The following is a 21,194-nucleotide window of genomic DNA, read 5'->3' on the forward strand; positions in this document are numbered from 1 at the left end:
GTGTCCGCGCTCAAGAACCTGCTTGACCGCAGCGACCTTAAATTCTTCCGTGTAACGCTTCCCACTCATGATTTCTCCTTTGCCTAAATTATGGCTCAGGAGTGTCTACAATGGTCGTGGCGATTCAAGCTAGCTGATTACGTAAATCAGTATACAAATAAATTCCGTAGTCAGCTTTACGCAATAATGCATACTTGGCGGCGAAAAAGCTGCATTTCGCCTTGTACTAAGCTTTGGGTAAGGAATGTTGGCAGATTTAGGTTAGAGCGAGCGTCTAAAGGCAAATGTTTAGACAGTTGACAGTGCCAGAGGCACGGGTATCTTCGCTGTGAAACCGTCGATTTAGCGGAACGACTGTCATATGTTTTGCCTCGACCGGAAATCGGGCTTCGACATGAGCACATCTCATAATTTATGACGCGTGCGGTGAGGCTGTTTATTCGATCCAAGTCTTTAGACACAGTAGGGTGATGTCTTTCGTAAGCAACACTTCCAGGTGATAGTGCTGTCTAAACTGAAAAACTGCTTTTACGCTTGCTCGTGCCTGCTAGATTGATTTGATAGCGGTCGGCTGAACGTTTGCGAGAACACGTCACGTGAGGCGTTTTTGTCCCGCTGTGATGGGCGCAATGTCGGACATCGTTACGAGATCGAGAATTCCTCGGTACAAATTAGCGCCCTTAGGCTTTAGTGACCTGAAGGGGGCGGCATGCAACGAGTTCGGGCATTTGAATCCGCTGAGGGGGCAACACCATCACCGCTTTCCGTACGTAAGCTTGTTGGGAAGAAGGTTGATCTTTGGTACATGCGGTCGCCAAAAAACGGCTGCAGATTTGTGCTGTCGGGCGAACCCTTATATCTGCTGGCTATAACACTTGAAGCCGACCTCCAAGTGCGATCCTACTCACCGTGCGGAACCACTGACAATGCCGTTACTGCTGATAAGGTTGAACCCCAACTCAGTTCCCAATCCGTTGACGGAGTAATCACGAATTACTATACGGTGCGGCTGCGCGGGTCCAAGGCTCGTCGGTCCAAATTCGAAAACGTTGCTGAAAAAGATGGCATAAGAATTGTTACTGACGAATGGCTCTCTGAGCAGCGCATCCTCATTGATAACTGGATATTCTTATGTGCAGCGATGAACCGAGTCTGGAGATTACATTTGTTTGGCGAAGTAGATGTGCTCACTGCCGCAGTATCGAAAACGCGTAGCTGCTCCCTAGGTGAACTTTTAGCACTGCCACAGATTGACAAAGGAAAGATGCTCGGTTTAGTCGCATCAATGCTGCAAAAAGGTACGGCTTCTTTTGATACTGCTGGCGAGCCGCTAACACGAAACAGCGTGATCCGTTTTGGAGAGCAGTAATGGGCCGAAGCCGATTTTCCAAACGAAGCTCAATCCTACCAGTCGCCGAATGGCCCGCAGTGGATGTTGAGTGCTTCGTTGGTGAAGACAAGATACTGGTTGCAAATCGTATTCAGGCTATTCGGATGTATCTCGCTGGGCTACCACATACGCAAATTGCGGCAGATAGCGGAATAATCCGAAGTGAAGTTCATCGTTTGCTCAAGCGCTGCTGCGAGGTTGCTGCCGATGGACGAATCTGGGGATTCCGCGCTCTGGCCCCGAACATGCACATCAAAAATTACGAACGAACCGCTCCGGTTGTTTGTGTACCTGGGGAGGCGAACAATGGGAGCACTGGTGCACTGGGTCAGCTGTTTGAGCGCTACCCGATGCTGCAAAAATTAGTTCATGAACTCTATCTACCACGGGAGCCAAAGAACAAATTCCACGACGTCAGAATGCGCATTTGCGACCTCCACAATAAGTTCATACGGTGGTTGGAGGAACACGGACTACAACCCAATGAATGGCCACTTAGCACCAAGACCGAAGGGCTTGAAGCACTCCGAGCCTACTGTAATTCATTGAGCTCTCCATATCCAGAGCAATGGGTGAGAGCTCGCGCGGGCGAACAGGCTGCAGCGCGCCTTACTGTCGGCCGCGGCATAGAACCCATTGTCCCGACAATGCGTCCATTCAACGCGGTGCAACTGGACTTTCATAAAGTAGATTCCGCCTCAATGATCTCGATCACCAGTCCATTTGGTGTGGAAATCAAGGTTCCTTTACCTAGGTGGTATGTAGGAGCGATTGTTGAAGAGCGATATGATCTGATTATCGGTGCAGTTCTGGCACTAGAAATAAACCCCAGCGCGGACAGTGTTCTGGAAACTATTGAGTCCGCCATCATTCCTCTGGTTGCTGGAAGCAAGAGCTGCGCGCTCGCAATCGGCTTGGGAAACAAAGTGTTTCCCAACCAAATGTTTGAGCAGCTAGCTGGGCAGGGGTTTTCGATTTTGAGAATGGATAACGGTTGGTCAAACGTAGCCTTTGATGTGATAGACAACGTAGTTGATACTATTGGCTGCGCCGTTCATCTTGGGCCTGTAAAAGCATGGTGGGGCAGGGATACAATCGAAAGAGTGTTCGGTCAGACCACCCGCTCAGGGTTGCAACGTAGTCCCTGCACCTACGGCTCTGGCCCGCTGGACTCGCGCAAAAACAATCCGGAGCAAAATGCCGTCGCATTTGAGTTGAAATTATCCGACATCACTTCGGCGCTCGAACATCAGATTTTGCTACAAAATTGCTCCCCAACCGGCGCTCTCATGATGGGCTCGCCGATGGACGCACTGGCGGCTGCTATCGATAACTATGGAAGCACCTTCATACCTTCGCCGCTGCCTGCTACTACCCAGGAGTTACCGTTACTGATGTATCACACCGACATTGTGACGGTACGCGGAAATCGCAAGAAGGGTGAGCGCCCCTACGTGAAAGTAGGACCTTGGCGGTACACGAATGAGATCATCAGCTCTGATTTTGCTCTGATAGGACAGCATCTCAAAATCTACAGTTCGCTTCGTGATGCTCGTATAGCGTATGCCGTTTGTGTGGAAACCGGTGAAGTTTTAGGGAAGCTGTTGCCACCGAATCGATGGCAAGAAGTTGAAATAAGCTGGAGCGTTCGTAGTATCTTAAATCGCGAAGGCACCAACCACCGGCGCAAAGTTCGTCGAGAAATGCATTCAGACGACTGGGCTGGCACACTTGCTACCGCTACAGCGATAGAAGACACCAACGGGATGAATAAGGCGAACGTTAGAAAGGCAGCGCTGGCAGTCGCAAAAGCCGCCGCAAAGCAAGCGCCACTAAACCACCCGAGTGAGCATGAATCTGACGGCACGCCATCAGTCCGGCGAGATCGCGAGGCCGCGCAGTCAGGCAGTTCGATGCAGTCGCTTTTTCTGGATGTCCCATTCAACATTAAGAGCTTGCATCAGCCGGAGTAACGCCATGAAAAAGAAAGCCAGCCTATCTGAGAAGCCAGATGCCGAGCCTGGTAAGTCAGATGACGCATGTGAGCCCCCGAGCGTCGACGGGCGCTCAGCGAACGAACTTCTCTCGTTAACGAAGCACCCGCTTTTCGGTAAAACCTTGGTATTGCCGACGGAGCCCATTAAAGAAATGGTCGGTGCGATGCGGCGTGCGGTTATTTTGCGGGAGTTAGGATGCTGCTTTACGGCGACCAGCGGGTATGGAAAGAGCCGCGGCCTCATCATGGCAGAGCACGAGTTGAGAAAGATTTTTCCCAACGTGCCGATCTTCCGTCATATCGTTGATAACCAGCAAGTGCCGTCGATCCGAGCATTTTTTAAAAATTTCTTGTTGACGGTGGGGATCACGGACATAGCAGGTGAAACATTCGATTTACGAGTACGCCTTGGCGCCGCGTTAGAAGAGGCAGGTTTGGGCGGATCTGAAAAGATGGTGGTGCTGCTTATCGACGAGGCCCAGGGAATGGCGCTCCAAGACTTCTGCTTTCTAAAAGATATAGGCAATCAACTGGAGCGGGTAGACGTGCATTTCGTCGTCTTCATGATGGGTCAAGAGCCGGAATTTACTCGAGTGGCTCAGAGGTTAAGGGAGCGCGGTAGGCTGGATTTAGTGAGCCGCTTCACCCTGAGGCAGGTACAGTTTAAATCGCTCAAGGAAGAATCAGATTTTACAAACCTATTTTCGATAATGGACAAGGCCTGCTACCCTGCAAACGGCGATTGTCCTTGGACGAAGTACTTTGCTCCGAATGCTTGGGAAAGTGGACTTCGGATGGAAACACAGGTAACGCCAATGCTGCGCTCACTGAATGACTTGGTCCCCGGAGGAGTCAGCCGTAACGGTGTATCAGCCCGCCAGCTATTTTTGGCAATTCGTCGTTTTCTCATCGCTATTGCCGAATTAGATATTAGTCGCAAAGCTCTACCTGCAGATCTGTGGAGTGAATGCAATCAATATGCGCTGATCGCTGAGGCGGCAGCAATTGCAAGTAGTGAAAAGAAGGGCCGTAGATTAAAGGTAAATTTATGAGTGCTCCTCATCTTTTGCTTGGGCTAAAACTTACGCCTTTGCCTTTCGAATCATACGATTCGGCAAGCGCCCGATTAGGATGGCGTAACGGGAAATCTTATTCGCAACTGCTTGAACCTTCGAATAAATTTCGTGAATCCTTTTCCCGTTTTTATACCCGAGACGACTACTGGCGCAGACTCACCTGTTGGCAGGACAAGCTGGAAATTTTCCAAATCGGCTCAATCCTGATAACCACTTTTCGCTATTGCCCATTTTGCCTGCTAGGCGCTTACCACAGCGTTTTCTTTTCCTATGAGTTCGTCCGGACTTGTCCTGTACATGGATGCGAATTGACTGATTTATGCCAACATTGCGGTAAGAAGCCCTTTCCTTTAAAGCGCGGTAACTGGCTAAGCCAGTATCGGTATCGATGCAAACAGTGTAAGAACTTTTTATCTGGAGAAGCGCCGAGTCTTGCTGAGCACTTGAGCTTGCGTGACCATGCCACTGTGATCGAGCAGAGATTTCAACCTTTCAGGGATTATGCTCTTAGATTGAGTTCATTCGGAAGAATGACGTCCAGCATTAAAGATCGAGATTTATGCGAGAGTACTGAGCGATTTAGCGTGTTTCATTCACAAGAGCAGTTGCACAGGATTATTTATCATATGCATGCTCAAGCGGGCGAGGCTAGGGCATCAACGTTCCGTGGGATCGTGAGGTTGCAATGGAAGATTGACCGTTTTTCATGGGCACGAGATTTGACGGATGATGAGCGCACCCGGTCACAGGCTATGAAATTGAGGCAACGCGAATACCAAGCTACTTTACGACGGCTCGAAGCTTGGGTCTTTAATCAGCCAGATGAGATACACGAAATTTCGGCTGCGTGCATTCGCTTTAGAAATTCCGAGGGGAATGAAGAGAGCATCGGAAGCTGGCCGCGACTAGTCCTGACCTACTGTTTGTTACGTTATACACTGGAGGGACGTGCATTCTACTCTGCAATCAATCTGCATGATGCAACAATTATCACCATGCCACCGCCGCTTGAAAGGTGGTATTTTGGTGAGCGCCTGCTTCGAGTAGTGCTCCACGCTTATTTGCTAGGGTTGTTTGGCATCATTCATTCCATCGTTTTAAAACATAGTGATTGGCCAATTCAGAAATTATTTGAAGGTACTGGCTTCCCAGCAAGTGTTCTTACCCCTATTCTTGACGGGCGTGTAATGAGGACGGAAAAAGGGGCAATTTTTTTCCCGAAAGTCGATGGTATGCCACTTTGGCCGTTCGTGCGCAGAGATAGACCGATGCAAGAGATTGACGAGCCCGACGGCTCGGAATGCACAGTATTGTCTAAATTGAGGCGCTGAGTCTGTTTGTTTGCTTGATGGATTGCTCCTTGCTCTTTCGCTCAGTGTATCGCCCCCTTCAGTTTGGTCCGCCTTCCACTGTCAGCCGAATGCCGCCGCGAACTGGACCAGCTTGTCGACGGCGCGGTCGTCGGCCGCGCCCTGGCTCGCCAGGTATGCCCGATGGCTGGGGCGTATAGTTAAAACACACATCATCCATCGAGACGCTCAGTACCTTGGTGTCCACATTATGCCAATGGGTGGTTGCTTGCCATGAGACGTAGGACAACGTCGCAGAGATCATTTGCTTGGTTTTGTTGGCTTGTTCTTGGCAGCCTCAAGTTCCGCGTCAAGCATCTTGTCCGACTCGGCCAGATCGCGCTGACGTTTTGCAATCACCTCAAGACCTTTGTCCCGTGCTTCTTTGGAGTCGACATAGACGATCACCCGCTCATCTGACTTGGAACAGCCGGCCGCGCACAGTGAGATGGCGATCATGACGAAAAATTTCATCGTATATTTCCTTTATTGCGTGCCCGGGGCCGGGAGTAAATTTTCTGTTTTTCTTGGTCAAATGTGGCGAGCGGCATATCAGTGGTGTGCCCCATCTGACGACGATCACGCGCAAAAAAGATGGCTGCCTGTTCGTCCGCGGCGGGCAGTGTCCAGACTTCCTCGACTTCCTCCATCACCCATCGGCCGCTTTCCGCGGGCAGCAACATGCTCAATTGCGAGATTTTGCGGCGCACGTCCTGGACGACGTCCTGGCAAAGATCGATAACGTCCGCTTCGCGCCATAAGAAACAGCTCTCGTGCAGCCATATGCCGTCTTCCTTGACGGCGTGGCAGACGAAGTAATATGGGACGCGAAGCTCCATCGTTACCGCTCGCCACATCCTTGTGCCAAGTCCATGCAGGGCAGGGATGGTACGCATGGCGTGATCATCCATTGTTCGTAGCATAATAAATTCCTTTAGCGGTAGCGCCGTCCCATGCATGGCTGGGGCACTTTGCAGAGGCGGCTTCACGTCGCAGCAGATTTCCGCAAAATTACCAATATATTGTGAAGACGAAATAATACCCTAAGACCAAGATCACTCCCAATATATTGGGAGGAATTTTTTGGACGATCCAGCGATCGCGTTCGGCGTGGTGTTGCGAGCTCTTCGCAAGGAGGCGGGGCTATCGCAGGAACAGCTCGGTCTTGAGGCGGGGGTGGAACGCAACTATGTGAGCCTGATAGAACGCGGCATCAATCAGCCTTCCATCCGGGTCATCTTTAAGCTGTGCGCTGCGCTTGACGTGCGCGCGTCTTCGGTTATTGAGGCCGTGGAAAAACAGCTTGAATCCAGTACTTCCAAAGTCACTTCGAAGCGGCGCTGATAAACCGGCGCAGGAAGTTACTGCAGGCTTGTGCTGCGCAGGTGGAAAGCGGGCTCTGTTCGGAAAAAAAAACGAGGAAAAAACGAAAACCGAATAGAAAAAGAGGCGCTTACGCGCCTTTAGCTATGGATGTTTCGCTTCTACGAGAGACGTTCCCAGCGTTGCCATGTACAGTCTTATTGATTTCTTGGCGTGCCGTCAATCGCGAAGTCACAGCATGGGTGGCTACCGCATTACGCCGTTGCGCCCACTGTGGCGGCGAACAGCCCATCGGCAAGGAACAAAGGAGCAATGGACGGAGGCATACTATTCGGCAGCGAGAAAGCCTGGCCTGCTGTCGTTGCTCGCACGGATCAGGTCAAGTGCCTCCTGCTCGGTGTAGATCATTGTTGTGGCCAGGTCGCTATGGCCAAGCCAAGCTGCGACGGTGCGCACGTCCTGTCCAGTCAGGAGGGCGGCCTTGGCAAAGGTATGCCGAAGCCAGTGTGTTGAGGCCCGACGCAAATGCGCCGCTCGCTCAGGCTCACCAATTTCATCCAGTATTTTGGCCGCCTTTTCCAATCTGCCTTTGACAATATGATAGAGGCCGTGGCGGGTGGTAACAGGCAGCCAGGCTTGAAAAAAACGCCGGGACTCAACGTCTTTGATGAGGCGCCCGCTGGCATGGGCTTTGGAACGATCAGTCTTGACAGACAGGATCAGCGAAATTTCCTCGACGGAGGAGGGTTCAGTGTCCATGCCAAACGCCTCGCGATAAACGCCCAGGGCGTCCATCACCACTTTCGGGACAGGCAGCTTGCGCTCTTTGCGCCCCTTGGAGGTTTCCTCACCGATCCGCATGACCCAATACGTCCTCTTATCTTGTGGGTCGGACAGCTTATAGAACGCTGACATGCTGGCTTTGATTAACTCGCTGGCCCGAAGGCCGAGCTCGCGCAGTGCGATGAGAATAAAGCGGTCACGCGCCGCCAGTTGCCTGGCGGTGAACGTCCGCTTTTCCTCCGCATCCATCGCCTCAAACACCATATCGTAAAGGTCGATCGACACGGCCCGCTCCGGGTTAATCTTGCGCATGGTGCCGGCACCGTGTAAGGCCATCGGGTTGATGTGAATGTAGCCCATGTCCCGCCAGGCGCGAAACATCGCATGGGCAAACCGTTTGATGTCGGCCTGACTGCTGACGGCCGGCTGCTTGCGAAATGGCGAGTATCCCGGATCGTGTCTGCTGGCGAAAGCGCCAGTCAGCGGATCTCGGGCGCAAATCGCATCTTCGGGCACATCCGCCAGGTATTTGCAGAACGCGTCAACGTCCTGCATCGTCCATCGGGAGGGGCTGACGGGGTGGACGTTCTCACAGAACCAGCGCACTTTGTCGAGGTGATACCCATATGTCGCGACCGTTTCAGCCGAGTTTTTACGTCCCCGCGTTGCAATGGCGTCGAGCCAAACCTGGGCCGCTTGCCAGTCGTCGGCTACCGGCCCTAGCCCGTGGGCATGCGTGGCCGTCACCAAACGGCCGTTTTGAACACTCACCGGAACCAAATCTGTCACGTGCGCTTTCCTTCTCAAAAATCAACCATCTAATGTCTTCTGCCGAGAATGTTCCGGCATCATAACTTTAGCGCTTACCAGCTCATGCGCAAGTGCTTTGACAGCCGACGACGTCATCAGCCCAAATAGAGGGTCGGCCGGGATTCGTGTAAAAAAACTCAAATGCTGCTGTAACTTATTGATTTAACTAAGTTTCGATAATGCTATAACTAACTCAGGCAGCCCTGCACTATGGCGGTGGCGGCAGCCATGCCAAAGGGACTCGCCTCGGGATATCAACTCCGTCGCGGTCCAGTTGCGGGTCCGGTATCACGCCGCGCCAGCTCTTCATGAACTATTCGGCCCTGAGTCCTGATCGTTTTTTCTTGGGACAATTGGTCGCGATGGCTTGCAGCCGCCGTACCTCTTTGTTCAGCAAGACCGACTTCCGCTCCTGCCCCACCAATTCCAGCCTGGTCACCATTTTGGTTCGAGCGTAAGAACTTGACCTTCATACGTGCCGTCGTCCTTACATGCAATACGCCCTTGTGCTTATGCTGGTATTTATTTGGGGGCAGCTGCTTTCGGATCTCGGTCTGATCGCAGCAGAAGAAGCGGCCTAGCCCGCCGGGCGCTGGAACAGGCCATCCTAGATGCGATGTTTCAGGATGGGACAGCGGGTGATGTCCCGAGCAAAATAGTAGCGGCGGGAGCCATGGACCGCCCGGCCGTTGATATCGGCGACCTGGTGGAAACCGATCTGCTGGTCCGCGTGTCCCTCCACGAGAGCGATCGTAGGCGATAGCGGAACGACGCTGTATGCCGAAAAATTGTCTGGGACCAGAAATTCGGCATCGGCCGCCTTCAATATACCCCATCTCTTGCCCGCCATTCGTTGCCGCTCCCTGCCCATCTCGATCGTAAAGCGCAATCCAGTCATGAAGCGGCTGGCGAGGGTATTGTCCGGCGAAGCGAACACATAGCCGTTGGCCTCCAGGATCTCTTGCGTGTCGATCGACATCTCTCGCTCTGGCGCCACCATATTCATTCGGATATCAGGAAGCGGATTAAGGTAGCGTTCGTGCCGGAGAGTCCACAGCAGATACATGTCGGTGACAGCCGCATTCATCGCAGCATCAAGCGTGGTAACGGCGCCGGCGACTATGTTCTTTGCGACGTCCTGGTACTGATCCTCGATCACCTTCATGAAGACGGATTCGGCCTTCTGGTCCCACAGGCGGCGTGCGCAAAAGTACGAGTTGCCAGGCGTTAGCCACAGATCTTGCTCGTTGCTTTTACGGCGCACCTGCACCGTGCCATTCTCACGGGCGAAACGGGCTATGCAGGCCTTGGGAAAAATATGCTGATCGATCGTCAGTTTGTGCGGGTTGCCTTTTTGTGGCTTTGGATAACGCATCACGTTCCCGTTACTGCTGGCCCATCGTGCGGTCCGTCGTCAACGTCCGGCGCGTCACTTTTTCGCTGGGGCGATTCTTCGAGCATGGCTGTTAGCATTGCTTTTAGGGTGCCACAGGCCTGGTCGAAGGTCGGGTGAAAATTGAGGGCATCGACCGCCTCAAATTGCTTTTTTAACGGTTCATATCGCTCGTCGAGTTGCTGGAATACTGCGGCGGCATGGCGAACCATCCATTCGGCGGCCGCCATGAGTGCCTTGGGCTCCCGCTCAGCAATCAACGCAAAGTCGAAGATATCGCGCCCCGTAATGCGATCGCCTCGATGCCACATCTTCTTGGCGATGATTTCCACGGAGGTCTCCGCCCGGACCTGTTGCCCCAGTATCGTTTCAATCGCGAAGCCTGGTGTTGTCAGGTTCGGCGCCGCCACGAAGTCGATGACCGTCAGGGCATTGGAAAACAGTGTCTCCCATGTCGTCGGGATGCCCGGATCGCCCGCCATCACCAGACTGTTCTGCATACTTGCCACTGCTCAGCCCACAAGCTCAAGTTCTTCATGATCTTTTTCGCAGGCACGTCCGGCGTCGCCGCCTCGGTCACTGCCTTTACGACGACCGGCAGCGGAGTCTCATCAAGCAACGCCATCAAGTGCGGCTGGAATTGTTCAGGTGCCTGGCCGGAACGCAGCATCAGCGACAGCATCTCGGGCGTCACGACGTCCCGGTAACTGGTGCTGATGCTGCGCGCAGCGATCACCAACGCGCTTTTCAATCCAGAGGGTTGTACTGTTTCCATGTCGATACCCACAATGTCCATCACGGCCTTGAGCTTGGTGTAGCCTAAGTCCTTCAGCGTCCCATTTTCCAATTGATTAATCGTGACGCGGGAAAGGCCAGCAAACTTGGCCAGGTGCTCCTGCAGCAGACCAGCCTGGACGCGCTTATTGTGAATTTCACCACCAATCTGGGCCAGATTCATGTTAGAACCAAGTAATGTTAAGTATATTTAACATTATAGTGCGCAAAGCCAAAAATCCAAGAGTTTAAAACGATTGCACGCCTGTAGTTGCGTCAACTATCCAGGAAGTAGATGCGAAAACAAGATCTGAGCATCGGCGCCGACGTCAAGCAGCGCCGTCACTGTCACGTCAATCGACACAGCCGTGCGACGGACGGTGTAACTTAGGAAGCCACAGCACTCCCGCTCCTGAAAAACCATTTTGTCGACGTCAGCCGCCGCCTCCAGTCGGTATGACAGGTGCAGACGTAACTCATCGAGCTGATGACTCAGTAGCGCGCGGGACGTCAAATCACGCAGCCAGTCGGCGCGCTCTTTGAAATTCGCGGCCGACAATGTACAGGCGATCGGCGCCGGCTTGCTGACATTCATCACTGACTCCGCTGACGAAGCTGCATTCGAGCCGCGCTCGCCCTGACAGCCACAAGTACCTTTTCCTGCGCGTAGGCGCGACCGACGACGGAGGTACGACAGCCAGCCAAATATTGACACGAAGGCAATCCCGGCAACCACACTGACGAACCAGGGATTTATCACATCGTCGAGGCAGTACGCGCCGACACCGGCCAACAAGGAAGCGGCAATCGGCGCAATCAAGGGGAGACAACAAGCCGTACAAGCCAGTCCGGCCGCAGCTGCAACGCCAGCTCCGGTAGTTGCGACGTTGCGCCATTTATTTGTCAATGTCATAAGATGAACCTCTCTGGTGATTGAAATACTGCTTGCCTACACCATAAGACCTAAAGTAACTTTAGGTGCAAGCACTATTTGAGGAAATCCTGTCATGCCAGACCCGAATCTCACCATCGGCACGATGTCGGTGCAAACGCGCTGCAGCGTGCCAACCATCCGCTACTACGAGAAAATCGGGTTGTTGCCCCGCCCAGAGCGCGCCTCGAATGGTCACCGCTACTACCGAGAGATCGACCTCAAGCGCCTGACATTCATCAAGCGCTGCAGGGATTTTGGTTTTCCGATCGAGCAAGTGCGCGAACTCACCGATCTGTTCGAGGATGGAGACCGCGCCTGCGTCGAAGTGCGCGACCTGGCCCAGTTCCATCTCGATGAGGTGCGGGCCAAGTTGGCGGAAATGCGCGAACTGGAAGCGAGCCTGGCGGCCTTCGTCTGCAGTTGCGACACCGCTTGCAGCGGCGGGCTGACGAAGGATTGCGTGATAATCGACGACCTGGCGACGCCGGCCGCTTGCGTCTCCGCTACTGACGTATCATGCTGCGCCGTTCCGGCCGCGGCCAGTTCGGCATTGATCACCAAGGAATTGAAACGCAAATGACTATGGATTCGATCGCGCTTGCGCGCACTTTTGGTTTGTTCTTCGCCACCGCCATTGCCGAGTTGCTCGGCTGCTACCTTCCGCTGTTGTGGTTGACCGGCCGGGGTTCAACGTGGCTAGCGCTGCCGGCGGCGTTGAGCTTAATGGTGTTCGTCTGGCTGTTGACACTACACCCTGACGCGAGTGGCCGCGTGTACGCCACTTATGGCGCCATCTATATTGCGACGGCAATAGGATGGCTGTATTTTGTTGATGGCGTCGCTCCGACGTGGAATGACTATATCGGCGTCGGTTTGGCACTCGTGGGGGCCGGCGTTATCGCGCTGGGCCACCGGCCGGTGTGATTGGCCCAAAGGTAATCGGTAGCGCCATAGCCAGTCGTTGTGCGATGGCATCCTATGGAGTCGTGTGATCAAGCGGTTAGGGAAATCTGAGTCAGCGCACATTGATCAATTATCAGATGCGGTACTATGGCGCCTGAACTTTGGAGAGATGCTTCTCATGCAAAATGACTTTGAATGGTTCGGCACTCCGTTAGAGAACATCGAGTCTGCGAAAAAATGGGCTGATAGTTATCACGGACGGCGCAAATTCCATGTGCGCGTGCCGACTCGAAAAGAGGTACTGTCCATGCCTGCGAACGAATTGTCGCCCTTACTGATCGGCTGGATGGTACATAGTCCCACCGAAATCATTCCAAGCAAAGTCCAAATCGAGCTCGTGCTTGAGTTGCTATGCCAAAGATCGGACACCAGCGAATTGGCGGCTGTTATAGCAATGTGCAAGCAATACGCCCGTAATCATTAAATTCGCATAACGCAATTGCATCGCGAGAGACTGCCTTCAAACAGTGCCCCGGCCTCGGTATCACTGCAAACGTAAAATGCGGCGTGCGCCGATGAGGACGATCAAGCTGATGACAAAGCCCACCATCAGGTCCGGATACGGTGAGCCAGTCCATGTCACCAGAGCGCCAGCGATGACCACGCCCAGGTTGGCAATCACGTCGTTCGCCGAGAAAATATAGCTCGCCTTCATGTGGGCGCCGTGATGACGTTTCCTGGCGATGAGCATCAGACAGATCACGTTAGCGACCAGCGCGACAGCGCCAATTCCCATCATGGCGACCGATTCGGGCTCGCTGCCAGTCACGCCACGGTGCAGCACTTCGCCCAGTGCCCCCAGCGCGAGGATAACCTGAAGCCACCCAGCCAAGTGAGCAGCACGGCGCTTCAATGCCACAGAGCGGCCCACTGCATACAGGGCCAGGATGTAGACCGCGGCATCGGCAAACATATCGAGCGAGTCGGCGATCAGGCCTGTCGATTCAGCTAGAACACCCCAGACCATCTCGACCAGGAACATCAGGCCGTTGATCGCCAGCAGCCAGCGCAGTGTCCGCGCCTCGCTGGCGTCGTCAACCGCTTCATTTTCCGGCCAGGCGCTGTCGGTGGCGGGTTTGGAATTAATCAACTGGGCGCCGAGGCCAAACGGTGCGAGGCGGGCAAGAATTGTTTGGGCGTTGCCTTGGTGTGTAACCCTCAGCGTATGTGCGGCAAGGTCAAAATCCAGCGAGCCGACTCCAGCCACACCCCCAAGCACCATGCGAATGAGGTTTTCCTCCGATGGGCAGTCCATCTTTGGAATAAGCAGCGTGGTAACTACGTTGCCTTGAGCAGTGCCGATTGGAACGCTTTCGCGCAACTGCGCCCCCAGATTTAAGGGCAATAACGCGTCTAAAAACATCTGTGCATCGCCAGCGTGATCGATGGTGACGGTACGTTCGTTGAGATCAAATTTAACCGCGCGAATACCGCGCACCGGCTCCAGTGCCATGCGGACTAGACTTTCCTCCGATGGACAGTCCATCTTGGGTACATGCAGGATACTCGCGCGACGGGGTGTGGCTGCTGTGGACGGTTCCTGGGTAAAGCCGGTATCTGTATTCATCCGTCAAGCGTACACCTTGAAGCTACTCTAACGTCAAGCACAATGCGCCGGTGGGGTCATTGCCTGGGCTGCAATGTGTCGATGATGCTGCAGTTGGCCACCGTCCCGCCCTGGCACGACGCCAACATGTTGGCCAATTGCTCCTTGAGCACCACCAGATCGGCAATCTTCTGCTCAACCGCATGTAAATGCTCGGACGTCATGGCCATCACCGCGCAGCAGTCGGCATCGCGCTGGTCGGAGAACGCCAGTAGGCTACGCACCTGGTCGATCGTAAATCCGATTTCCCGGGCCCGCCGCACGAAGGCGAGCCGATCGAGGTCCTCCTTGTCGTATTGCCGGTAGTTGCTGCCGGTGCGCGATGGAGTGGAAAGAAGTCCGATTTTTTCGTAATACCGGATGGTCGCCGAAGGCGTCTGTGCGGCACTGGCCAGTTGGCCGATTGAAAAAGATATCGTCATGATGCTTGACCTTAAAGTGACTACAAGGTTTATAAACGTTGCATGTCAACCCGTCAAGCGTCCGATTATGCACCTTCGAATACGCCATCCCCTCACAAGAGGACTCCTCTTAGCCAGCCTACCTCTGACCTATGTTAGTCTTTGCACTATGTTGAAATTCTTCCGGGCCGCCAGCTATTTTGTTTTGCTCACCTTCGTCTTGAACTTGGGTGATTGGCCGTTTCTGGATGAAGTTTTGGAAGAACAGTCACAGGTTCAACATGAATCGGTGGTCGCGCCCCAGACCAATCCGGTCGCCAAGCCCGAGAGAACCCAAGTCAGTCATGCGGCAGGTCTTTACGCGTCGCTGTCAAATTTGGCAGATATGCCCGTGCACGATTATTTTGTTGGCGCTGCCGAGCCGGACATTCATCTGGCGATAGTGGTCTCAGGTTTTACATCCGCAAACCCCATCCCTCTGGATCGACCTCCTATATGTTCCTGAACTAAACCATTTCTTGATCCGGCGCGCTTGCGCCTGTTTTGTCACGTCATCAGGTTTTACAGGAATCATTCATGGCCCATGTTTATACAAGGGTCGTTCGGATATTGCGCTTGCCGCAAACTGTCCGCGCGACCGTCATTTTTATCGTCTGCTTGTCAGGTAGCTACGCGCCCGCATCCAGCGCCTGGAGTGCCGCTACTGACGCGGAATTTACTGGCACTCCGGCGCCATTGCCCGACGGGGAATTCGTTCCGACTTTGTCGCTCGATGCAGCCATCCAGTTGGCCACACGGCGTAACAGCGATATTCGCGCCGCCACAGGCGAGGTCGCTGCCACGGAGGCGGCACTGGTGCAGTCGGGAGCACGGCCCAATCCGGAACTCGCGTATTCACTGGAAGATCTCAAAAAGGCGACCAGGACCACGACGGTGCAGCTCAACCAGATAGTCGAACTGGGAGGAAAGCGGAATGCGCGAATCGCCGCCGGCGAGCGCGCGCGGGACGCCGCTGCTGCCGACCGTGTTGTCAAGGTGGCCGATATTCGCGCCAGCGTGATCGCCGCATTTTTCGATGTGCTCGTCGCCCAGGAAAGACTTGTGCTCGCGGATGCCGCGGTGGTCCTGGCGCAGCGAGGGAGCGAGATCGCCGGCAAGCGTGTTACTGCTGGCAAGATTTCTCCTGTCGAAGAAACCAAGGCGCGGGTCGCCCAGGCGAACGCCATGCTGGAACGGTCCCAGGCGAACACAGATGTAGTCGCCGCTCGCGGCCGCTTATGCGCGATGTGGAATGGAGATGTGCAGTGTTTTGGCGTTGCCAATGGGGTACTTGGCGATATGCCGGATGTTCCCAAGTTTGGGGACATCGCAACGTTGATCGCCGCGTCGCCGTCGGTGCGCCGCGCTGCCCTGGAGGTAGATCGCCGGAGCGCGCTGGCCGAGGTCGAGAAGACTCGGCGGACCATGGACGTGACAGTTAGCGTCGGCGTCAAGCGGGCCGAGGACATCGGACGCAATCAAGCGCTCATCGGCTTATCCGTGCCGCTGCCGCTGTTCGACCGGAACCATGGCAATGTATTGGAGGCACTACGCCGAACCGACAAGGCGAGCGATGAGTTGAGCGCCACCGAAAGCCGTGTGCGCGCCGACCTGTTGCAGTTCCATCAGCAATGGACCGCTGCGCGTGACGCTGTCGTGCTCTTGCGTAACGACATCCTGCCCGGCGCTCAGAGCGCCTACGACGCGGCGGTAAAGGGCTTCGAGTTCGGGAAATTCACCTTCCTCGACGTGCTCGACGCTCAACGCACCCTGCTGCAGGCAAAAACGCAGTATCTGAACGCGGTCGCATCCTTGCATCGCGCGCATGCCGAGATAGATCGCCTGACCGGCGCACCTATTGCCACCAATTCGCTCAATGGAAAGACCTCCCCGTGAACAAGCCCACCGGAAAACAATTGCGCTACATATCCGCCATGCTCGCCGTTGGCGTGCTGATCGGCGGTCTCATTCTGGGGATGGAACGCGGCGGTCAACGCGACGATGACGACAAGCCTGCCAGCGGCCCATCGGCGAGCACGGTCGCGGCCCCTGTATCCGCCGTCGCCGGCACGGCGGCGGAATCGGATCGTACTGGCGGCGACAGCGTCGTTACCCTGTCCGATGCGCAGGCCCGCCAGGCGGGTGTCACGATCGAGATGTCACAGGCGGACACCATCCGTACGATGCTGACCTTGTCGGGTGAAATCCGGGCAAACGGCGACAAAACCGCCATCGTGGTCCCACGGGTGGCCGGCATCATCGAATCCGTTACCGGAACACTGGGGCAACATGTCAAGCGTGGCGACGTGCTGGCGACCATCGCCAGCGCCACGATCTCCGACCTACGCAGCGAGTTGAACGTCGCCCAGCATCGACTGGCGCTGGCCAAAACCTCCTATGAGCGGGAACGTGTGCTCTGGAAGGAGCGTATCTCGGCCGAGCAGGATTTTCTGCTGGCTGAGCAGGCTTTCACCGAAGCGACGGTCGTGAAAGAAAATGTCCAGCAAAAACTGGCGGCGCTAGGCGCGGCTGGAACGAATGGGACGGCTTTGAACCGATATGAGGTACGCGCCCCGTTCGATGGCATGCTGACGGAGAAGCATCTGGTGGTAGGAAACGCCGTCAAGGAAGACACGCCCCTGTTTCAGGTCTCCGACCTGACCACGGTGTGGGCGGACATCAACGTCCCTGCGAATAATCTTGGCGCCGTGCGCGTGGGCGATAGCGTCACGGTACGGGTCCGGCAACAGGATACTTCCGCTATCGGGAAGATTACCTACGTGAGTGCGCTGGTCGGCGACCAGTCTCGCAGCGCGCTCGCGCGCGTCGTCCTACCCAATCCGAACACACAATGGCGCCCCGGACTGTTCGCGGACTTCGACGTCGCCGACGGGGAAGTCAATGTTCCGGTCGCCGTGCGCGCCGACGCGCTACAGGACCTGGCGGGCAAACCAACCATATTCGTGCGTACGAAGAATGGTTTTCGTACTCAGGTTGTGACGGTCGGTCGCTCAGATGGCCGGCACAGCGAAATTGTCAACGGGCTGAAAACGGGCGTGCCATACGCCGCCAACAGCTTCATCTTGAAGGCCGAACTCGGCAAGAGCAGCGCCAAAGATAACGACTAGGACACCATCATGTTTGAACGCATCATACGCATCGCCGTCGAGCTGCGCTGGCTGGTCCTGCTCGCGGTCCTGGGCACGGCGGGACTAGGCATCTACAGCTATCAAAAATTGCCGATCGACGCCGTTCCCGACATCACCAATGTTCAGGTGCAGGTCAACACCGCGGTGCCGGGTTACTCGCCCCTGGAGACCGAGCAGCGCATTACCTACCCGATAGAGACAGCCATGGCCGGGCTGCCGCAGCTGGAGCAGACGCGCTCGATGTCGCGCTATGGATTGTCCCAGGTCACCATCATCTTCAAGGAGGGGACCGACATCTACTTTGCACGGCAACTCGTCAACCAGCGCATCCAGGAGGCAAAAGACAGCCTGCCACCCAATGTCAGCCCGACGCTGGGACCGATCTCTACCGGTTTGGGAGAGATTTATCTATGGACGGTCAAGGCCGATGCCAAGGCCAGGAAGGTCGACGGCACCGCTTACTCGTCGATGGACTTGAGGGAGATCCAGGACTGGGTCATTAAGCCGCAATTGCGCAATGTGACGGGGGTGACGGAGGTCAATTCGATCGGCGGCTATACCAAGGAGTATGAGGTGGCACCGTCGCCCGAGAAGCTGGCCGCCTATGGTTTGAGCTTGCAGGATGTGGTCAGCGCGCTGGAGCGCAACAACGGCAACATGGGTGCCGGATATATCGAGAAGCTGGGCGAGCAGCTTTTACTCCGGCTGCCCGGACAGGTGTTGTCGCTGTCGGACATCGGCAACATCGCGCTGACCAATATTCAAGGCGTAACGGTTCGCATGCGCGATGTTGGCAGCGTCAGCCTCGGCCGCGAGCTCCGTAACGGGGCAGCGACGGAAAACGGCGAGGAAGTGGTGCTTGGCACCGTGTTCATGCTCATCGGTGAAAACAGCCGCGCTGTGTCCCAGGCCGTCGATGCTAAGCTGGCGCAGATCAACCGCACGTTGCCTCGGGGCGTGCGCGCCGAGCCTGTGTATGACCGCACCGTGCTGGTCGACAAGGCGATTCACACGGTCAAGCAGAACCTGTTGGAAGGCGCGGTGCTGGTGATTGCAGTCTTGTTCCTGTTTCTGGGCAATCTGCGCGCGGCGTTGATCACGGCGCTCGTGATTCCGTTGGCGATGCTGTTCACCTTCACCGGCATGGTCACTTACAAGATCAGTGCCAATCTGCTCAGCCTGGGTGCGCTCGACTTCGGCATCATCATCGACGGCGCTGTCGTCATCGTGGAAAACTGCGTTCGGCGCCTGGCCCATGCCCAAGCGGTGAAGGGGCGGCCATTGAGTCGAAGCGAGCGACTGCATGAGGTGTTCCGCGCATCGAATGAGGCGAAGCGGCCTCTGCTTTTCGGGCAACTGATCATCATCGTCGTGTATTTTCCTATCTTCGCACTTACTGGCGTGGAGGGAAAAATGTTTCATCCGATGGCGTTCACGGTGGTCATCGCTCTCGTGGCGGCGATGGTCCTGTCGATCACCTTCATTCCCGCAGCGGTTGCGTTGTTTATCGGCAGCAAAGTCAGCGAGTCCGAAAACCGCTTGATGGGCGTAGCGCGGCGCGTCTATGTTCCCCTGCTGGGCCGGAGCATGCGCAACAAGCCGGTCGTGCTGACAGGCGTGGGCATCGTCGTCGTACTATGCGGTCTGCTTTCTACTCGGCTGGGTAGCGAATTTATTCCGAGTCTGAACGAAGGTGACTTCGCGATCCTGGCCCTACGCATCCCCGGAACAAGCCTGACACAGGCGGTGCTGATGCAGCAGCAGGTCGAGCACACCCTAAAACAGGGCTTCCCTGAAATTGAACGTGTGTTTACCCGCCTGGGAACAGCGGAGGTTGCAACTGACGCCCAAGGCCCGAATATCTCTGACGGTTACATCATGCTCAAGCCAGAGGCTCAATGGCCGACTCCGCAACGCTCCAGACCGGAGTTGCTGGCGGCGATGCAGTCCGCTGTTGAGAAAATCCCCGGCAGCAACTACGAATTCTCTCAACCGATCCAGTTGCGTTTCAACGAATTGATCTCCGGTGTGCGCAGCGACGTGGCCGTCAAGGTCTTCGGCGATGACATGACGGTCCTGAACGATGTCGCGGCCAAGGTGGCGGCCATTCTTGAGAAGACGGCTGGCGCAGCTGACGTGAAGGTCGAACAAACGGCCGGGCTCCCCATGCTGACCATCGACATCGACCGAGACAAGATCGCCGGCTACGGCATCAGCCTCTCCGATGTCCAGGAAACCGTCGCCACCGCCGTCAACGGCAAGTCGGCTGGTATTGTCTTCCAGGGAGACCGGCGGTTCAATCTGGTGGTCAGGTTGCCCGAACAGGTTCGCAGCGACCTGGATGCGCTGCGCCGCCTGCCGGTGGCGTTGCCAAAAACTGCAGCACCGGATGGAAAAAATAGCTTTGTGCCACTCGCGGCGGTGGCGACACTGAACCTCACGCCGGGTCCGAATCAGATCAGCCGCGAGGACGGCAAGCGGCTGGTGGTGGTCAGCGCCAACGTGCGGGGCCGTGATATCGGCTCGTTTGTGTCCGAATCGCAGCAGGCCATCGATCGGCAGGTGGCGCTACCCGCCGGCTACTGGCTGCGCTGGGGGGGACAATTTGAGCAATTGCAGTCGGCTCTCGGCACGATCAAAATCATCGTGCCGGTCGCTTTGCTGCTGGTGTTGGCGCTGCTCTATCTGATGTTCGGCAACCTGACCGACGGCCTGCTGGTGTTTAGCGGAATTCCGTTTGCCTTGACCGGCGGCGTCATCGCCTTGTGGGCGCGCGGCATCCCGATCTCAATTTCTGCAGCGGTCGGCTTCATTGCCTTGTCCGGCGTCGCGGTGCTGAACGGGCTGGTCATGGTCGCGTTCATCCGATCGCTGCGTGAAGGTGGCACCGACCTCGACACCGCCGTCGAGGAAGGCGCCATCGCACGGCTGCGGCCCGTCCTGATGACAGCGCTGGTCGCTTCCCTTGGCTTTATCCCGATGGCGATCGCGACGGGTACCGGGGCCGAAGTGCAGCGGCCGCTGGCCACCGTGGTCATTGGCGGTATCCTGTCGTCGACGGCGTTGACGTTGCTCGTGCTACCGTTGCTGTATCGTCTGTTCCAAGGCGCAAATGAGGACGAATTCGATTCCGTGTCGACCGCGCAGAGGTCGGTCGTCGATTCCGACGGTCCTGCAAGCGCATGACCCCGCACAATCATCAATAGGA

Annotated in this window: 21 protein-coding genes; 12 read left to right on the plus strand and 9 right to left on the minus strand. The window is 55.7% G+C overall.

All coding sequences use genetic code 11. The features are described from left to right. The first annotated feature begins 709 nt into the window (after positions 1–709). Genes GTP90_RS20250 through GTP90_RS20265 form a run of 4 tightly spaced genes read left to right on the plus strand, consistent with a single transcriptional unit; the run spans position 710 to position 5,793 of the window. Positions 710–1,369, plus strand: a complete 660-nt coding sequence (locus GTP90_RS20250) for a hypothetical protein (protein ID WP_161085227.1) — start codon at positions 710–712, stop codon at positions 1,367–1,369. Next, positions 1,369–3,363, plus strand: a complete 1,995-nt coding sequence (locus GTP90_RS20255) for a helix-turn-helix domain-containing protein (protein WP_161085228.1) — start codon at positions 1,369–1,371, stop codon at positions 3,361–3,363. Before GTP90_RS20250 ends, GTP90_RS20255 begins: the two co-directional genes overlap by 1 nt. Positions 3,364–3,367: 4 nt before the next feature. After that, complete coding sequence (locus GTP90_RS20260; protein ID WP_161085229.1) at positions 3,368–4,438, plus strand: ATP-binding protein; 1,071 nt, start codon at positions 3,368–3,370, stop codon at positions 4,436–4,438. Continuing rightward, the gene (locus tag GTP90_RS20265) at positions 4,435–5,793 is read left to right on the plus strand and encodes a hypothetical protein (protein WP_161085230.1); all 1,359 of its coding nucleotides are present in this window, start codon (positions 4,435–4,437) and stop codon (positions 5,791–5,793) included. Before GTP90_RS20260 ends, GTP90_RS20265 begins: the two co-directional genes overlap by 4 nt. A gap of 279 nt (positions 5,794–6,072) precedes the next feature. Here GTP90_RS20265 and GTP90_RS20270 read toward each other — a convergent pair whose 3' ends face one another. Next, on the minus strand, positions 6,073–6,285 hold the full coding sequence (locus GTP90_RS20270) for a glycosyltransferase family protein (protein WP_161085231.1): 213 nt from the start codon (positions 6,283–6,285) through the stop codon (positions 6,073–6,075). Beyond that, on the minus strand, positions 6,282–6,707 hold the full coding sequence (locus GTP90_RS20275) for a hypothetical protein (protein WP_161085232.1): 426 nt from the start codon (positions 6,705–6,707) through the stop codon (positions 6,282–6,284). Before GTP90_RS20275 ends, GTP90_RS20270 begins: the two co-directional genes overlap by 4 nt. A 187-nt stretch (positions 6,708–6,894) precedes the next feature. On the opposite strand from GTP90_RS20275, the gene GTP90_RS20280 reads away from it, so the two are divergent. After that, positions 6,895–7,155, plus strand: coding sequence for a helix-turn-helix domain-containing protein (locus GTP90_RS20280; RefSeq protein WP_175048165.1), 261 nt, complete (start codon positions 6,895–6,897; stop codon positions 7,153–7,155). 306 nt (positions 7,156–7,461) lie between these two features. Here the strand turns inward: GTP90_RS20280 and GTP90_RS20285 are convergent, their stop codons facing one another. The 5 genes from GTP90_RS20285 to GTP90_RS20305 form a co-directional block, all read right to left on the minus strand. Then, positions 7,462–8,706, minus strand: a complete 1,245-nt coding sequence (locus GTP90_RS20285) for a tyrosine-type recombinase/integrase (RefSeq protein WP_161085233.1) — start codon at positions 8,704–8,706, stop codon at positions 7,462–7,464. Between the two features lie 628 nt (positions 8,707–9,334). Then, positions 9,335–10,102 (minus strand): hypothetical protein, encoded by a 768-nt coding sequence (locus GTP90_RS20290; RefSeq protein ID WP_161085234.1) that lies wholly within the window; start codon positions 10,100–10,102, stop codon positions 9,335–9,337. Continuing rightward, positions 10,102–10,620 carry a nucleotidyl transferase AbiEii/AbiGii toxin family protein gene (locus GTP90_RS20295; RefSeq protein WP_161085235.1) on the minus strand — a complete coding sequence of 173 codons (519 nt, stop codon included), beginning with the start codon at positions 10,618–10,620 and terminating at the stop codon, positions 10,102–10,104. The genes GTP90_RS20290 and GTP90_RS20295 overlap by 1 nt, the downstream gene beginning before the upstream one ends. Continuing rightward, positions 10,602–11,078 carry a helix-turn-helix domain-containing protein gene (locus tag GTP90_RS20300; protein ID WP_161085236.1) on the minus strand — a complete coding sequence of 159 codons (477 nt, stop codon included), beginning with the start codon at positions 11,076–11,078 and terminating at the stop codon, positions 10,602–10,604. The genes GTP90_RS20295 and GTP90_RS20300 overlap by 19 nt, the downstream gene beginning before the upstream one ends. A gap of 96 nt (positions 11,079–11,174) precedes the next feature. Beyond that, positions 11,175–11,807, minus strand: coding sequence for a hypothetical protein (locus GTP90_RS20305; RefSeq protein ID WP_161085237.1), 633 nt, complete (start codon positions 11,805–11,807; stop codon positions 11,175–11,177). Between the two features lie 94 nt (positions 11,808–11,901). Between GTP90_RS20305 and GTP90_RS20310 the strand changes: the two genes are divergently transcribed. The 3 genes from GTP90_RS20310 to GTP90_RS20320 all read left to right on the plus strand — a co-directional run bounded on the left by GTP90_RS20310 (position 11,902) and on the right by GTP90_RS20320 (position 13,215). Beyond that, complete coding sequence (locus GTP90_RS20310) at positions 11,902–12,408, plus strand: MerR family transcriptional regulator (RefSeq protein ID WP_161085238.1); 507 nt, start codon at positions 11,902–11,904, stop codon at positions 12,406–12,408. A 2-nt stretch (positions 12,409–12,410) separates the two neighbouring features. Further along, positions 12,411–12,752: a YnfA family protein gene (locus GTP90_RS20315; protein WP_161085239.1), complete on the plus strand. Its 342-nt coding sequence runs from the start codon at positions 12,411–12,413 to the stop codon at positions 12,750–12,752. Positions 12,753–12,816: 64 nt separating this feature from the next. After that, entirely contained in the window at positions 12,817–13,215 is a 399-nt protein-coding gene (locus GTP90_RS20320) for a hypothetical protein (protein WP_161085240.1), read from the plus strand. 60 nt (positions 13,216–13,275) lie between these two features. On the opposite strand, the gene GTP90_RS20325 is transcribed toward GTP90_RS20320, so the two are convergent. Both GTP90_RS20325 and GTP90_RS20330 read right to left on the minus strand, forming a co-directional pair. Next, positions 13,276–14,358 carry a cation efflux transmembrane domain-containing protein gene (locus tag GTP90_RS20325; protein ID WP_256369113.1) on the minus strand — a complete coding sequence of 361 codons (1,083 nt, stop codon included), beginning with the start codon at positions 14,356–14,358 and terminating at the stop codon, positions 13,276–13,278. A gap of 56 nt (positions 14,359–14,414) precedes the next feature. Next, a complete protein-coding gene (locus GTP90_RS20330) occupies positions 14,415–14,819 on the minus strand; it encodes a MerR family transcriptional regulator (RefSeq protein ID WP_161085241.1) in 405 nt (134 codons plus the stop codon). 148 nt (positions 14,820–14,967) lie between these two features. Between GTP90_RS20330 and GTP90_RS20335 the strand changes: the two genes are divergently transcribed. The 4 genes from GTP90_RS20335 to GTP90_RS20350 all read left to right on the plus strand — a co-directional run bounded on the left by GTP90_RS20335 (position 14,968) and on the right by GTP90_RS20350 (position 21,172). Continuing rightward, entirely contained in the window at positions 14,968–15,303 is a 336-nt protein-coding gene (locus tag GTP90_RS20335) for a hypothetical protein (protein WP_152836401.1), read from the plus strand. Positions 15,304–15,374: 71 nt separating this feature from the next. After that, positions 15,375–16,733 (plus strand): TolC family protein, encoded by a 1,359-nt coding sequence (locus GTP90_RS20340; protein ID WP_161085242.1) that lies wholly within the window; start codon positions 15,375–15,377, stop codon positions 16,731–16,733. After that, a complete protein-coding gene (locus tag GTP90_RS20345) occupies positions 16,730–17,965 on the plus strand; it encodes an efflux RND transporter periplasmic adaptor subunit (RefSeq protein ID WP_371875095.1) in 1,236 nt (411 codons plus the stop codon). The genes GTP90_RS20340 and GTP90_RS20345 overlap by 4 nt, the downstream gene beginning before the upstream one ends. Positions 17,966–17,974: 9 nt before the next feature. Next, positions 17,975–21,172, plus strand: a complete 3,198-nt coding sequence (locus GTP90_RS20350; RefSeq protein ID WP_161085243.1) for an efflux RND transporter permease subunit — start codon at positions 17,975–17,977, stop codon at positions 21,170–21,172. Positions 21,173–21,194: the final 22 nt, after the last annotated feature.

The organism is Duganella vulcania (genome assembly GCF_009857655.1).
GTDB classification, from domain to species: Bacteria; Pseudomonadota; Gammaproteobacteria; order Burkholderiales; family Burkholderiaceae_D; genus Rugamonas; species Rugamonas vulcania.